Here is a 14,111-nt window from a genome sequence, read left to right as displayed (position 1 = left end):
GATTCTCGCACGTAGCGGTGTGCCGGAGGAAGGTGAGACGACGCGCCGAAACCCCAAGCAGCGGGCTTTTCGCGGCGTGGGACTGAGCGTTATGCGGAGGATTGGGCCGCGTCGGAGGGACGCCGCGAAATGAAACCGAGATGCAGGTAAAACATACCATGACGCAATGCGTGCGGAGAGGCAATTTTCCCGATCGCCACGCCTTCGGCGTGCGACCGGGTTTCTCCGATCACTGCCGGCTTGCAATGTCTTTACAGCAGGCCCAAACACACCGCGGCGGCGATCGAGCCCAGCACCAACACCGCGCCGATGGTCTTGCGTTTGTTCAACTCCGTCCAGAGCAGAACGCCGGTGAGCGACAGCAAAATGATGCTGCCTGCGAGCGTATCGATCAGCAGCACCCAGCCGACGCTCAGGCCCACGCCCTTGTGCAGGTTCGTCAGCATGGCGAGAAATGTGTTCTCGCTGCGCTTGACCGTCACATAGCCGTTGCCCACCCAGTACTCGGCGGACGTGTTCTCTTGCGGCGACGCGAAGTTGAGCTGCCAGTGCTCCGGCTGGACGACGCTACGCTCGCCCCATGCCACCGGATGCGCCGGCTCTTTCTGCACGCGCCCCGGGTTACCCGCCAGTTTCAGTTCGTGCTTGAGCCACTTGCCCAACTCACGCGGCGTTTCCGGCGCGGGTTGCGGCAACGGAACCTGCAGCATCGCCACTTGCGGCTCGCCGGTCGACACTTTGAGCGGTCCGCCGCGATGGTTCAGCAGGAACCCCGTGGTGCCGAACAGCAAACCCAGCGCCGCGCCCCACAAGCCGACCCAGCCATGCACCTTGCGCAGCCATTTGACGAAGGTGGCGCGGCGCGAACGCTGTTGCCGCGCTTTCAATTCGTCGTTGTCGAGCCGCTGCGGCTCGCGCGTCGTCCGGTCGATGCCCGCGGGCGCTTGAATATCCATTGCCTCGGGTACGCTCACGTTTCACTCCAGGTTCGCAAAAGATTGTGATAGATGCCGACGAGGCTGCGGCGCGCAGTATCGTCGGCGTTACTGGCGTTCAGCCGTTGAATCGCCGTGTCCATGTCGAACAGCATCGCGCGCTGCGTATCGCTGCGCACGAGGCTTTGCACCCAGAAGAAACTCGCGATCCGCGCGCCGCGCGTGACCGGCGTCACCTGATGCAAACTCGTCGCGGGATAGACGATCATGTCGCCGGCCGGCAGTTTGACCTGCTGCACGCCGTACGTGTCTTCGATCACGAGTTCGCCGCCGTCGTAGTCGGCCGGGTCGGAAATGAACAGCGTCACCGAGACGTCCGTGCGCAGCTTCACGCCGTTGGGCAGTACACGCACCGCTCCATCGACGTGACTGCCGAACTGCATGCCGCCTTCGTACCGATTGAAGAGCGGCGGATACACCTGGTTCGGCAACACCGCGCTGATGAACAGCGGGTTGCGTTCGATCGACGCGAGAATCACGTCGCCGAGTTCACGCGCAACCGGCGTGTGCTCGGCGATCTGCTGATTACGCTTGACCGGCGCGCCCTGATAGCCGGCGGTCGCGCGGCCGTCGACCCAGGCGTCGCCGGCCTGGTCGAGCCGCTCGCGCACGAGCCGCAACTGCTCGGCGTTCAGTACGTTCGGTATGTGCAACAACATGGTGTTTCCTTTTTGCGTCGGCTTGCCGTCTTCGAAAACGGCAAGCCTAACGCATCCGTTCAACGCGTATCAAAAGCGGTAGTCGAACGTCGCCAGCAAAGTGCGTCCGATACCCGGCACGGAGCGGCCGCCGTCCGACGGGATCAGCGCGTCGTAGTAGTACTTGTTGGTCATGTTCAGCAGGTTCAGGCGCACGTCGTATTTCTTCGCGTGGTACGCAGCGGTCGCATCCCAGCGCGTGTAGCCCGGCACCTGCACGTAGTTCGTGTTCGATGCATAGCGCGGCGACATATACGTCGGACCGCCGCCGATTTCCCAGTGCGGCGTGATCGCGTAGGTGGTCCAGAACGTCAGCGTGTTGCGCGGCGTGTTGGCCGGCACGTGCCCTTGCGTACCGTCGCGCGCCTTCAGGATGATGGCGTCCATGTAGGTGTAGCCGCCGAACACTTGCCACTTGTCGGTGATGTGGCCCGTCACGCCGGCCTGGAAACCGTCGACGCGAACGTCGCCGTCGAGTTCGTATTCGGTCGGCGAGACTTGCGTGCGCGCGTTGGTCTTTTCTTCGCGGAAGAACGACGACGTCACCGAGAGATTGCCGCCGAGCAGATCCCATTTGCCGCCGACTTCGTACGACTTGGTCGACTCAGGCGCGAGGTTCTGCGTGAGGTTGGTGACCGTCAGCGCTTCGAGCGACGGGTTGAACGACGTGCCGTACGACACGTAGTACGACTGCCAGTCGGTCGGCTGGTAAATGACGCCGGCGCGCACGCTGGTGAAGAAGTTGGTTTGCGTCGCATAGCTCGGCGCGCTGATCGTGTTGTGAATCTGCGCCTGGAAGCGATCCCAACGCAAACCGCCGATCACCTTCCACTGCTGGCCGATCGACACGGTGTCGTTCACGTACGCACCGATTTCGTTCGAGCCGGAATCGGCGTAGTTGCCGACCGTGGTGGTCACACCGGCAGGATTGGACAGATACGCCGGGTTCACCATCGTCACGACCGGCAAGTTGCCGCGGGTGTACGCCTGGTTCGAATAGCTGTCGTGGCCGAGGTCGACACCGGCGATCAGGTCGTGCTTGATCGGGCCGGTGACGAACTTGTATTGCAGCATCGTGTCGTTGTAGAGCGAGTGGTTCTCGATCACACGGTCGTGGCTTTGCAACTTGATGAACAGTTGCGACGGCGACAGCGTCGTGAAATTGCCGTTGCTCAACGCAGTGCTGGTGGCGAGCGGCCCCGTCAACACCGCTTGCGGCGCGGTTTCACGCGCGTCGGTCATCGAGTGCGAGAACTGCGTCTGGTTCGTCAGGATCAGGTTGTCCGAGAACTTATGTTTGATCCCGGCCGTGACGGTCTGGATGTCCTGGATCGTGCGGTCGGTGGTCAAGCCGTAGAACGTGTTCTTCGGCACCGGCGACGGGCGGCCGTTCAACGCCTGCACGCCGTAGTCCGGCATGTCGTAGTTGTGCTGGATCAGCGCGGAGATCGTCACTTCGGTCGGCGTGCCGATCCCGAAGCGCACTTCCGGCGCGATACCGTAGTCCTTGTTCTTCATCGCGTCGCGCGTCGAACCGAGACTTTGGCCGAATGCGTTCAGGCGAATCGCCGAGGTATCCGTCAGCTTGTGATTCACGTCGACGGTGCTGCGATATTTGGCGTCCGTGCCGATCATGCCCGTGACTTCCGCCGAGTCGTGCAGGTTCGCTTTCTTGCTGACCTGGTTGATCACGCCGCCCGTGGAGCCGCGGCCGAACAGCATCGACGACGGGCCGTACAGCACTTCGAGTTCTTCGAGGTCGAAGGTGTCGCGATAGTACTGGTTGCGATCGCGGAAGCCGTCCAGGTAGATGTCGTTCTGTGCCGTGAAGCCGCGCAGGTTGATGTTGTTGCCGATCTGGCCGCCTTCGGCCGCGCCGATCGTTACGCCCGGCGCATTGCGCAACGCGTCCTGGAACGAAGTGGCGCCTTGCGATTGCAGCACGGCCTTGTTGATGACGGTGACGGTCTGCGGAATGTCGCGCAGCGCCGTGGGCGTCTTTGCACCGACCGTCGCACGCTCCGCCTGAAAGTCCTGCTGTTCCGCTTGTGCCGCCACGCCGATGGTGGGCAAGCTGCCGGTGTCGGCTGCGGTGGTCGTCGTTGTCGTCGCATTTGCATTCGCGGCCGGCGGCTGCGAAGTGGTTTGCGGAGCAGTCTGCGCGACCGCCGGAGTCGCAAAGGGAACGGCAAAAGCTAACGCTAACGCAGTCGCAAGCGGCGTGTGGTTGAACATGGGAATTCCCGTCGGAGATGCGTTTGCCGGATTCGCATGTCTGAGATGGAATCGACGGCAAAGTCGCAATTGGCTGGCTGCCGGTCTCGTGCGCAAGGCACCGACGACGGGATGGCTGGCTAGTGGTTAAATGAGAATCGCTATCATTCCACACGCATAAAACTGCATCAATCGCGGCATCGCTTACCCCTAGTAACAGAATTGTTTCTGTTTTTTACGGATGTAGGCATTTTGTAATTATTCAGGTCGCTCTCACGTCAGTTAATTACAGTTTTGTAAAATTACGAGCTTTGAAAGAAAAGACTTTCAGCTTCGAAAGTAAAAAAGCCCTCCCGAAATCTTTCAAAAAAATAACAAACGTCCGCGCCCGCGGCCGGCGCTCAATCCCCACTCGGTTTATCCTTTTTGCAACACTGCCTATCGAACTGTTCCGTTCATCCCCGGAGTTGACCATGCAATACCGCAAATTCGGCCGTACCGGCCTGAGCGTGTCGCGCCTATGTCTCGGCACGATGACCTTCGGCCTGCAGACTGAAGAAGATGTCTCCCATCGCATTCTCGACACGGCGGCAGATGCCGGCGTGAACTTCATCGACACGGCCAACGTGTATCCGCTCGGCGGCACGGAAAACCTTGCCGGCCGCACGGAAGAGATCGTCGGGCGTTGGCTGAAGGGCAAGCGCGACCGCTTCATTCTGGCGACGAAAGCGGTCGGCAAGATGGGGCCGTCGGCGTGGGATCAAGGCGCGTCGCGCAAACATCTGCTGGATGCGATCGACGCCTCGTTGCAACGCCTCGGCACGGATTACGTGGACCTCTACCAGCTCCACTCCGACGACGCGAATACGCCGCTCGACGAAACGCTCGAGGCGCTCGACGAGATCGTTCGCTCCGGCAAGGCGCGCTATATCGGCGTGTCGAACTTTCTCGCGTATCGGCTGGCGCGCGCGTTAGGACGCGCCGATGTGCTGCGCGTGGCGCGCTTCGTCTCCGTGCAGCCTCGCTATAACCTGCTGTTCCGCCAGATCGAACGCGAGCTGCTGCCGCTCGCCGCCGAAGAGCAATTGGCCGTGATGCCGTACAACCCGCTCGCGGGCGGCCTGCTGACGGGCAAGCATCAGCTGGATGCCGCGCCCACGTCTGGCCGATTCACCGAAACCGTCGGCAAGGCCGGCGCGATGTATCAGCAACGGTACTGGCACAAACGCGAATTCGAGACGATCGAGCAATTGAAAACGATCGTTGCGCCGACCGGCGAATCGTTGACGCGAGTTTCGCTCGCGTGGGTTCTGGCAAACCCGCTCGTCACGTCGGCGATTATCGGCGCGAGCCGCGTCGAGCAATTGAGCGACACGCTCGCGGCGTCCGAACTCGTGCTCGATGAGCAGATCAAGACGCAGCTCGACGAAGCGAGCGTGGAATATCGCTGGGGTGACGCGGCGCGATGAACTGGTTCAAACCGGCGGCGAAGGCCGCTGCGTTCATCGCCCGTAACGCAGCACCGTGCTCGTCGCGGCAATCACGTGATCTTTGATTGCGGCGAACAACGCGTCCCGTGTCAAACCGGGCGGCAGTGCATCCGGCGGCAGATCGAGCGCATAGACTTGCGCGACGTAGTGATGTGGGTTGTCGCCAACCGGCGGGCAGGGCCCGTAATATCCGGTGCCGCCGGTCCGATTCGTGCCGGCGACGCTACCGGGCGGCTGGCTGGCGCCGGCGCCGAGCGAGGTCGTCGAGGGCGCGACGCCATATAGCACCCAGTGCACGATTCCCAAACCCTTCGCGCCGTCGGGATCGAAAAGGGTCACCGCATAACTCTTCGTGCCGGCGGGCGCGTTGCGCCATTGCAGGGCCGGCGATACATTGCCGCCACCGCAATTGTTCGCGCTCGCCGCGTGGCTCGAATCCAGCGTGCCGCCGTCGGCTAATCCCGGCGACGACACCACGAACACTTCGGCCGCCCGGACATGCACCGCGGCAAGCGCCAGCGCGGCGGATACGCCGACCGGTAACAGGCGTCGCGCGACGCCGAAGCGATTGCTGCCAATCATCGTTTCTGACTCCGGCCAGGGTTCAGCGGCGGTCCGACATCACTTGAAGCGGCCCGTCCGCTCATTCGCTTCCGGCAGTTGCCGCGTCTCGCGCACGGATCTCGGATGCCATAGACGCGCGCCGCCTTCGATACCTGCGTCGTTCGAGACGGTGGCCACGTTCGCCGGCAGATCGAACGAAAGGCGCGTCGCGTTGCCACCGCCGATCCACAGCTTGTCGTAGTTCACGAGCGTACTCAGAATCCCGATCACCTTCTCAACGCGCCGGTTCCACCGTTTATTCCCGGCTTTCTCACGCGCCGCGTCGCCGATGTATTCGTCGTACGCCACGCCCTTCTTGCTGACCGGGTGATGCGCCAGTTCCAGATGTGGCATCAACTCGCCGTCGCGGAACATCGCCGTGCCCGCGCCGGTGCCGAGCGTCAGCACGAATTCGAGGCCCTGGCCTTCGATCGCGGCGAAGCCCTGCATCTCGGCGTCGTTGATCATGCGCACCGGCAGGCCGCCCAGGCGCTGCGCCAGCGAATCGGCGAGCGGAATGTCATGCCAGCCTTCCACGCCGAAGTGCGGCGCGGTCAGAATGCGGTTGTTGCGCACCACGCCCGGAAAGCCGATCGACATCAGCGTAGGCGGCTCCTGTTCGACGAGCGGCGCAACCAGCTTCGCCAGCGCGTCGACGAGCTGATCGGGCGTGCACGGATGCGGCGTCGCCACCCGCAGGCGCTCGGTTTTCATGTTGCCGTCCGCGTCGATGATCGCGGCTTTCAAACCTGTGCCGCCGACGTCGATCGCCAGAATCCGCTCGGTGCTGCCTGTCAATTCCGGCTTACTTGACGGCTTACTTGACGGCTTACTGGACAGCTTGCGCGACGCCTTCGCTGGCGATTTGCTTGCCGTCTTGCCCGGCGTCTTCGTTGCCGTCTTATGTGTCGTCTTGCGTGTCACCACGGTGTCCCCCGATTGTGTTGGTGCGACTCGTCGTTGAATTACTTCTTCTGCACAGCATCCCGCTTCAACGGCCGCCACGCGTGACCGTCGCGCGCCAATAGCGCGTCGGCTTCCGCGGGGCCTTCGCTGCCGGCCGCATAGCCACGCACCGGCACCGCGCCGCCGCCTTTCGGATGCAGCACGTCGTCGACTGCGCACCAGCTCGTTTCGATGCTGTCGGCGCGCTGAAACAGCGTCTCGTCGCCGAGCATGCAATCGTAGAGCAAAGTTTCATAACCGACGTTGGCGCGTTCCGCGAAGAAGTCGCCATAGTCGAACGACGACTGCACCGCGCCGATCTGCATGACCGGCCCCGGCGTTTTCACGTTGAAGTCGAAGCTCGTGCCGTGCGCCGGATCGATACGCAAGGTCAGCACGTTCGGCGTGAGTGCGTCGACGGGTGTGTCGCGAAACAGGCGGAACGGCACCGGCTTCAACTGCACCGAGATTTCCGTGCGACGCGCGGCCAACCGTTTGCCAGTACGCAGATAGAACGGCACGCCGGCCCAGCGCCAGTTCTCGACGAACACGCGCGCCGCCGCGTAGGTTTCCGTCGTGCTGTTCGGTGCGACGTCCGGCTCATCAAGGTAGCCGATGCCGGCCGGGCCCTTTTCGTATTGACCGAACACGACGTCGTCCGGCGTCAGCGGCTTGATCGCGTCGAAGATTTCGGCCTTCTTGTCGCGCACGGCTTCGGCATCGAACGAATTGGGCGGTTCCATGGCAACCATGCCGAGCAGTTGGAACAGGTGGTTCGGCAGCATGTCGCGGAACGCGCCGGTCTGTTCGTAGAACTTGCCGCGACCTTCCACGCCGATGGTTTCCGCCGCCGTGATCTGCACGCTGTCGATATATTCGCGCCGCCACATCGGTTCAAACAGCGCGTTGGCGAAGCGCACCGCGAGAATGCTCTGCACAGTGTCCTTGCCGAGAAAATGATCGATGCGATACACCTGCTCTTCTTTTGCATACGACAGGATGTGCGCGTTCAGATCTTTGGCCGAAGCGAGATCGGTGCCGAACGGCTTCTCGATCACGATCCGGCGGAAGCCGGCGCCGTTGCCCTCTTTAAGCAGACCTGCCTTGCCGAGATGTTCGACGATCGGTTTGAAGAAGCGTGAGCTGACCGCGAGATAGAAGATCACGTTGCCGCCCGGCGTTTGTTCGAGCTTTTGCTTGAGCTTCGTGAAGATATCGTCGGTTTCGAATTCACCGCCCATGTATTCGAGGCGTTGCGCGACCCAGTCCCACGCCTTGTCGTCGAGCTTGCCGGCGTGGAAGGTGCTGGCCTTGTCGGCGGCGAACTGTTCGAGCGACTTGTGCAGATCTTCGCGCCACGCGCTCGTCTCGCGCTCGCCATGATTTACGCCGATGATTTTCATGCCATCGTCGAGCAGGCCATCCACCGCAAGGTTGTACAGCGCCGGCATCAGCAGCCGCTTGGTCAGGTCGCCGCCGGCGCCGAAGATCACCAGCGTGCACGGCGGCGCGGGCCGTTTGCCGGGCGGCGAGGCCGGCGCTTCCTGCGGGCTCGCGCTGACTTTGCAGCTCGGCGGTTGACTGGCGGCGGGACGATCGGCTGCTGGGGTATTCGGTGTAGTCGACATGGGATTCACTTTTGGAAACCAATGGAACGGACGTGGTGGTACATGAAAGACCACGCTTGAACCCACACAGTTCAAAAACGGCCACACAACCTGGTCAGCTTGCGACGTTGTATGGCTTGTGTAACCTGACCTCACTCATTCGCGCCGCCGCTACGCGTTACTTCGCCGATGCATGCGCCGATTCGGCAGTCGGCGCCGTCTCAGCCGGGCATGCAGGCGCCGTGGCTTGCGCCGAAGGTGACGTCGGAATCGGCGCCTGATCCGTTTCGCCCGCCAGCGGCACGTTGCCCGAGGCGCTCATCACGCGCGGCTGCAACAGCAGCGCAACCAACCCGGTCCAGCCGGTCTGATGCGAAGCGCCCACGCCGCGCCCGTTATCGCCATGGAAATACTCGTGGAACAGAATCAGGTCGCGTGAAAACGGGTCGGCCTGCAATTGCGGATAAGCGCCCATGACCGGACGCTCGCCGTCCTTGTTCTTGAGAAACAGCGTGGTGCAGCGGCGCGCCAGTTCGTCGGCAATCTGGCTCAGCGAGAACTTCTCGCCCGAACCGGTCGGATACTCGACTTTGAAATCCTCGCCGTAATAGCGGTGAAATTCGTATAGCGATTCGATCAGCAGATAGTTCACCGGCATCCATACCGGTCCGCGCCAGTTCGAATTGCCGCCGAACACACGCGTATCGGATTCGGCCGGCAAATACTTCACGGTGAAACTGTCACCGTTGTGGTTGAACACGAACGGATGATCGCGATGGTATTGCGACAGCGCCCGCACGCCATGATCGGACAGGAATTCACTTTCGTCGAGCGCGCGGCGCAACAACGCTTTCATGCGATGTCCGCGCAATAGCGAGAGCAGCAGTGCATTGCCCTTGCCCGGCTCGTTCCAGCGCGAGACCAACCTCGCCAGATCGGGGCGATGTTCGAGGAACCAGATCAGGCGTTCGCGCAAACCCGGCAAGCCGCCGTGCAAACGCTCTTCGAGCACGTGCACCGCGAATAGCGGAATCAGACCCACGATCGAGCGCAGCCGCATGGGAATGCTGCTGCCGTCCGGCAGGTGCAGCTTGTCGTAGAAGAACTCGTCCTCGCTGTCCCAGAGCCCCGTTTCGCAGCCGTCGTCGCAACTCACGGCCTCGGCGATATACAGGAAGTGCTCGAAGAACTTCACGCCGATGTCGACGAACACATGATTGGCGTACGCGAGTTCCAGCGCGATACGCATCAGGTCGAGCGCATACGCGGCCATCCATGCCGTACCGTCGGACTGATCAATGTGACCGCCGGTTGGCAACGGCGATGAGCGGTCGAAGATCCCGACGTTATCCAGCCCGAGAAAGCCGCCCTGAAAAATATTGTGGCCGTCGGCGTCCTTGCGGTTCACCCACCACGAGAAATTCAGCAGTAGCTTATGGAAGACCAGTTCCAGAAAATCGCGATCCGCCTTGCCGGTGAGCGCGCGGTCGATTTCATACACGCGCCACGCGGCCCACGCATGCACGGGCGGATTGGCGTCGCCGAGCGCCCATTCATAGGCGGGAATCTGACCGTTCGGATGCTGATAGCGGTCTTTCACCAGCAACAGCAGTTGCCGTTTCGCGAACGCCGGGTCGATCAGCGCGAAGGCCGCCGCGTGAAACGCCAGATCCCACGACGCGTACCACGGGTATTCCCACTTATCGGGCATTGACACGATGTCCGCGTTGCATAGGTGCCGCCAGTCCTTATTGCGGCCTTGTTTGCGGCTGGCGGGCGGCGTCGGCTGAAGCGGATCGCCTTCGAGCCAGCGCTGCACGTCGTACTGGTAGTACTGCTTCGACCACAGCATGCCGGCGAGCGCCTGACGCTGCACGAGGCGCGCGTCGGGGTCGGTGATCTCGTGTTGCAGCGCGCCATAGAATTCGTCGGCCTCGGCGATGCGGCGTGCGAAGATCGCATCGGCATCGAGTTGCACGTCGTCGGGACTCGACTGCGGACGCCAGCGCATGTACACCACGGCGCGTCCGTACGGTTCGAGCTCGATCGCGGCATGCGCGCCGGCCTTGGTGCCGGTGTCGCGGCGGATCGCCTGTTCATCGCCATGCACGAGGTAATCGTTGAAGCCGTCTTTGAACGGACCCGCGCCGTCCATGTTGAAGAGGCGCTTGACGTTGGTGTCGTTCTCGCAGAAGAGCCACGTCACCTGCGGCGCGTCTTTCGACCAGGCCGTCACGACAATCGGCTCATGCCCATGCTGATGCCCGACCACCTGCGCCCCGCCGTTATGGTCCGTGCCGGAGGCGAGCGAGGGCTTGTCCTTAGTCTCCTTCCACGACCACGAATTGCGCGCCCAGATTTGCGGCAGCACGTCGAGCGAGGCCGCCTGATCCGCGCGATTCTCGATGGTCACGCGCATGAGGATGTCGTCCGGCGCGTGTTTGGCGTATTCCACCTGCACGTCGAAATAGCGCAAATCGTCGAACACGCCCGTGTCGAGAATTTCGTACTCCGGCATGTCGCCGCCACGGCGCGCGTTTTCCTGAACGAGGTCGTCGTATGGATAGGCGGCGTGCGGATACTTGTAGAGCATGCGCATGTACGAATGCGTCGGCGTGCCGTCGACGTAGAAGTACAGTTCCTTCACGTCCTCGCCATGATTGCCCTGCGCATTCGTGACGCCGAACAGGCGCTCCTTCAGGATTGCATCTTTGCGATTCCACAGCGCGAGCGAGACGCACCAGTTGAGCTTGTCGTCGCCGAAACCGGCAATGCCGTCCTCACCCCAACGATACGCACGGCTGCGCGCATGGTCGTGCGGAAAATAGTCCCAAGCCGTGCCGTCCGGGCTGTAATCCTCGCGCACCGTGCCCCATTGCCGCTCGCTGAGATACGGTCCCCAGCGCTGCCAATGCGCACAATCGGCCGAATGCAGCCGTGAACCTTCAATGGTGGCGAGCAGATTGGCAGCGCGCAGCGGTGGCATGACTACATCCTTGCATTCGGCTTGGCGGTGGGACACACATCGTAGCGCGGTTTAGGCACCGGCGGTCGCCAACCCCGCAAGCAGGTGTTCAATGCGCAGCAACTCACCGAGCGACCACGCCTGAAACGGCGTGCCGGCGGGTGCGTGCGGCGCATCGCCGTCGGCGATTTCAGAAAGATGGTCGAGACCGGCGTGGTCGAGATGCGCGTAGAGCGGATCGAGAAAACGCGTTTTCGCCTGCATGCGGGCATCCGCCGCGCCGCCGTTGACTCGCAGCCACGCTTCGACGAACGGGCCGAGCAGCCACGGCCACACCGTTCCTTGATGATAGGCGCCATCGCGCTCGAGTGGAGACCCGCCGTAATGTCCGCGGTAGGCGGGATCGGACGGCGCAAGCGTCCTCAGTCCCAGCGGCGTGAGCAATTGCGCTTCGACCTGATCGAGCACCGCGCGCGCCGCCGCGCCTTCAAGCAGTGGAAACGGCAAGCCGCCTACGGCGAAGATCTGATTGGGCCGGATCGCGCGATCTACCGCGCCTTTAACGTGGTCGACGTCCACGTTGTCGAACAGCGCTTGCGTGGACGGATCGACGAAGCGTTCATGAAACGCTTGCAACGCTCGCTCGGCGGCCGGTTGCCATTGCGGATCCCACGTTGCTGCAATGCGCAATGCGTTGATCCAAAGTGCCTGCACCTCGACCGGCTTGCCGATGCGCGGCGTGACCACCCAGTCGCCGACTTTCGCATCCATCCACGTGAGTTGCACGCCGGGTATGCCGGCGCTCAGCAGACCATCGTCGGCCGACGCCCGGATGTTGAAGCGCGTGCCGTTCGTGTAGCCCCTGAGGATGGCTTCGCACGCCTGTTGCAGGCGCTGCTGCGTTGCAGCGCTCGCATGACACGTGGCCAGATAATCGTGCACGGCGACGATGAACCACAACGATGCGTCGACGGAGTTGTATTCCGGTGTATCGCCATAGTCGGGAAAGCGATTCGGCAACATGCCTTCCGACAACGTACCCGACCATTCGAGCAGGATCGCTTCGGCGTCGTCGAGGCGGCCCGAGGCGATCAGCAAACCGCGCATCGCGATGAAGGTGTCGCGGCCCCAGTCGGTGAACCACGGAAAGCCCGCGAGGATCGTGCGGCCTTCGTTGCGTGTGACTACGTAGGCGTCGGCGGAGCGCTGCAACCGCGAGCCGAGCGCGTCGCGGCGTGCTTGTTCAACGCGCGCAAGTTCCGTTGCGCGGATTGCGGCCGCTTTTGCGGTCGCCGGTTGCGTCCCGCTCTTAGCGTCCGACGCGCTGAGAATCATCACCGCTTCACCATCGACGAGATTGAAGCTGAACACGCCGGGCGTCGCGAGATCCTCGCTGAAGTCGAGGCCGCGTTCCCGCTCGCGGACGTAGCAGAAGTTGCGATACCAGTCGGGCGCGTGCGTGTAGACGCCGTTGGTGGCGGCGTGGATCACCGGCAGGTCGCCGTACGGTTGCCACTTTACGCTGGCCTGGTCGTCGCTGGTCTGCGCGTTGAAGTTGAACGCGGCGTTCTCATGGTGCAGCGCGTGGTAATCGCGGCCCGACAGCAGCGGCCTGACTTTCAACGTGAGCGCGTTCGTTTCGGAATCGGCTCCCGCACCCTCCTCCGGGCGCCAACGCAAAACCGTTTCGCGAGTGGCTTTGCTGACGAACACGTCAGCAGTCAACACGGCACTAGCACCGATCTGAACGCGCCATGTTGGCCACGGCTTCGTATCGAACGAGACAAGACTCGTGGTCAGGTCCGGATAGACAACGTCCGGCATGTATCGCTGCATGCTCAACGGATAACGCGCGCCGTTCGCTTCGAGCCACGCCTCCACGCCGTTGACCAGCACCACGCGCCCGCCCGGCGCGCGCGTCGCGGTGAGCAGCAGCGCGTGATAGCGGCGCGTGCGCAGCGTGCCCACGGTGCCTGACGCGAATCCGCCAAAGCCGTCCGCTTCCAGCCATTCGTCTTCGAGACGCGTGATGTCGAAAGGTCGTTCGATGTGTGTCATGAACTCACCGGTTAGGCAAAGCCATTCATCTTTTCAGTGCGCCTGAGTGTCAGGCATAAGGCGCCGCGGTGACCATTCTCCTACTTATCACTTTCCGCTTCCTTTCGAAAAACCGACTTATCGACGCAAGTTTTACCACTCGCAAACGTTTCACAATTATTTCTTGAAAGGGTTGGAGACTGCACCCGCTTTCACGAAACTGGATGCAGACATGAGAAGAAACAAACGCCTCGCGAGTGCCGCTTTGGTTGCACTTGCAACTTTAGCCTTGAGCGGTTGCGGTGCGGATGATTCAGCGCCGTCGGCGGCCTCTTCAACGCCGGCCGTTGCGAACAACGACGCCGCACCCAATACGGCTAGCTCTCCAGCGATGCCAATGCTCAACGCATCTTCGCCGCTCGCAGCAGACCCCGCAGCGGCCTCCGATCCGATCACGCAAAACATGCAGGCCAGTCTCGCCGCGGACAGCCAGCAAGTCGCGCCTGTCATGCATTACGCACCCGGCGACAGCGCCAGCAGCAACTAAGCCAATTCCA

General features: G+C 62.4%; 11 protein-coding genes. 2 read left to right on the top strand and 9 right to left on the bottom strand.

Going from position 1 to position 14,111, the window contains the following annotated elements; translation table 11 throughout:
- Positions 1 to 251 precede the first annotated feature (251 nt).
- From PQR54_RS14120 to PQR54_RS14110, 3 genes are all read right to left on the bottom strand, one after another.
- Positions 252 to 956: a PepSY-associated TM helix domain-containing protein gene (locus tag PQR54_RS14120; protein WP_408247160.1), complete on the bottom strand. Its 705-nt coding sequence runs from the start codon at positions 954 to 956 to the stop codon at positions 252 to 254.
- 14 nt (positions 957 to 970) lie between these two features.
- Positions 971 to 1,654 carry a Fe2+-dependent dioxygenase gene (locus PQR54_RS14115; protein WP_106279046.1) on the bottom strand — a complete coding sequence of 228 codons (684 nt, stop codon included), beginning with the start codon at positions 1,652 to 1,654 and terminating at the stop codon, positions 971 to 973.
- Between the two features lie 69 nt (positions 1,655 to 1,723).
- Complete coding sequence (locus PQR54_RS14110; RefSeq protein ID WP_408246584.1) at positions 1,724 to 3,928, bottom strand: TonB-dependent receptor; 2,205 nt, start codon at positions 3,926 to 3,928, stop codon at positions 1,724 to 1,726.
- 452 nt (positions 3,929 to 4,380) lie between these two features.
- Here PQR54_RS14110 and PQR54_RS14105 point away from each other — a divergent pair, with 452 nt between their 5' ends.
- On the top strand, positions 4,381 to 5,376 hold the full coding sequence (locus PQR54_RS14105; protein WP_408246582.1) for an aldo/keto reductase: 996 nt from the start codon (positions 4,381 to 4,383) through the stop codon (positions 5,374 to 5,376).
- 33 nt (positions 5,377 to 5,409) lie between these two features.
- On the opposite strand, the gene PQR54_RS14100 is transcribed toward PQR54_RS14105, so the two are convergent.
- The 6 genes from PQR54_RS14100 to PQR54_RS14075 form a co-directional block, all read right to left on the bottom strand.
- Positions 5,410 to 5,979 carry a YbhB/YbcL family Raf kinase inhibitor-like protein gene (locus PQR54_RS14100; protein WP_408246580.1) on the bottom strand — a complete coding sequence of 190 codons (570 nt, stop codon included), beginning with the start codon at positions 5,977 to 5,979 and terminating at the stop codon, positions 5,410 to 5,412.
- 39 nt (positions 5,980 to 6,018) lie between these two features.
- A complete protein-coding gene (locus tag PQR54_RS14095; RefSeq protein WP_408246578.1) occupies positions 6,019 to 6,798 on the bottom strand; it encodes an ROK family protein in 780 nt (259 codons plus the stop codon).
- A gap of 167 nt (positions 6,799 to 6,965) precedes the next feature.
- Positions 6,966 to 8,573, bottom strand: coding sequence for a glucose-6-phosphate dehydrogenase (gene zwf / locus PQR54_RS14090; protein WP_408246576.1), 1,608 nt, complete (start codon positions 8,571 to 8,573; stop codon positions 6,966 to 6,968).
- 157 nt (positions 8,574 to 8,730) lie between these two features.
- On the bottom strand, positions 8,731 to 11,538 hold the full coding sequence (locus tag PQR54_RS14085; protein WP_408246574.1) for an MGH1-like glycoside hydrolase domain-containing protein: 2,808 nt from the start codon (positions 11,536 to 11,538) through the stop codon (positions 8,731 to 8,733).
- A 51-nt stretch (positions 11,539 to 11,589) separates the two neighbouring features.
- The gene (locus PQR54_RS14080) at positions 11,590 to 13,575 is read right to left on the bottom strand and encodes an amylo-alpha-1,6-glucosidase (protein WP_408246572.1); all 1,986 of its coding nucleotides are present in this window, start codon (positions 13,573 to 13,575) and stop codon (positions 11,590 to 11,592) included.
- A 156-nt stretch (positions 13,576 to 13,731) separates the two neighbouring features.
- Positions 13,732 to 13,959 carry a hypothetical protein gene (locus PQR54_RS14075; protein WP_408246570.1) on the bottom strand — a complete coding sequence of 76 codons (228 nt, stop codon included), beginning with the start codon at positions 13,957 to 13,959 and terminating at the stop codon, positions 13,732 to 13,734.
- On the opposite strand from PQR54_RS14075, the gene PQR54_RS14070 reads away from it, so the two are divergent.
- Positions 13,952 to 14,101: a hypothetical protein gene (locus PQR54_RS14070; RefSeq protein WP_408246568.1), complete on the top strand. Its 150-nt coding sequence runs from the start codon at positions 13,952 to 13,954 to the stop codon at positions 14,099 to 14,101. The two genes, PQR54_RS14075 and PQR54_RS14070, sit on opposite strands and share 8 nt — an antisense overlap.
- Positions 14,102 to 14,111 lie beyond the last annotated feature (10 nt).

The sequence above is a fragment of the Paraburkholderia phytofirmans genome (genome assembly GCF_046028095.1).
GTDB lineage: Bacteria > Pseudomonadota > Gammaproteobacteria > Burkholderiales > Burkholderiaceae > Paraburkholderia > Paraburkholderia phytofirmans_A.
The sequence above is the reverse complement of the archived record's forward strand: the minus strand, read 5'-3'. Positions and strand labels throughout refer to the sequence as shown.

Bases quoted from the DNA above. Each gene is read 5' to 3' on its own strand.
- PQR54_RS14120 (WP_408247160.1), bottom strand. From the start codon at position 956: ATGGATATTCAAGCGCCCGCGGGCATCGACCGGACGACGCGCGAGCCG.
- PQR54_RS14115 (WP_106279046.1), bottom strand. From the start codon at position 1,654: ATGTTGTTGCACATACCGAACGTACTGAACGCCGAGCAGTTGCGGCTC.
- PQR54_RS14110 (WP_408246584.1), bottom strand. From the start codon at position 3,928: ATGTTCAACCACACGCCGCTTGCGACTGCGTTAGCGTTAGCTTTTGCC.
- PQR54_RS14105 (WP_408246582.1), top strand. From the start codon at position 4,381: ATGCAATACCGCAAATTCGGCCGTACCGGCCTGAGCGTGTCGCGCCTA.
- PQR54_RS14100 (WP_408246580.1), bottom strand. From the start codon at position 5,979: ATGATTGGCAGCAATCGCTTCGGCGTCGCGCGACGCCTGTTACCGGTC.
- zwf (WP_408246576.1), bottom strand. From the start codon at position 8,573: ATGTCGACTACACCGAATACCCCAGCAGCCGATCGTCCCGCCGCCAGT.
- PQR54_RS14085 (WP_408246574.1), bottom strand. From the start codon at position 11,538: ATGCCACCGCTGCGCGCTGCCAATCTGCTCGCCACCATTGAAGGTTCA.
- PQR54_RS14080 (WP_408246572.1), bottom strand. From the start codon at position 13,575: ATGACACACATCGAACGACCTTTCGACATCACGCGTCTCGAAGACGAA.
- PQR54_RS14070 (WP_408246568.1), top strand. From the start codon at position 13,952: ATGCTCAACGCATCTTCGCCGCTCGCAGCAGACCCCGCAGCGGCCTCC.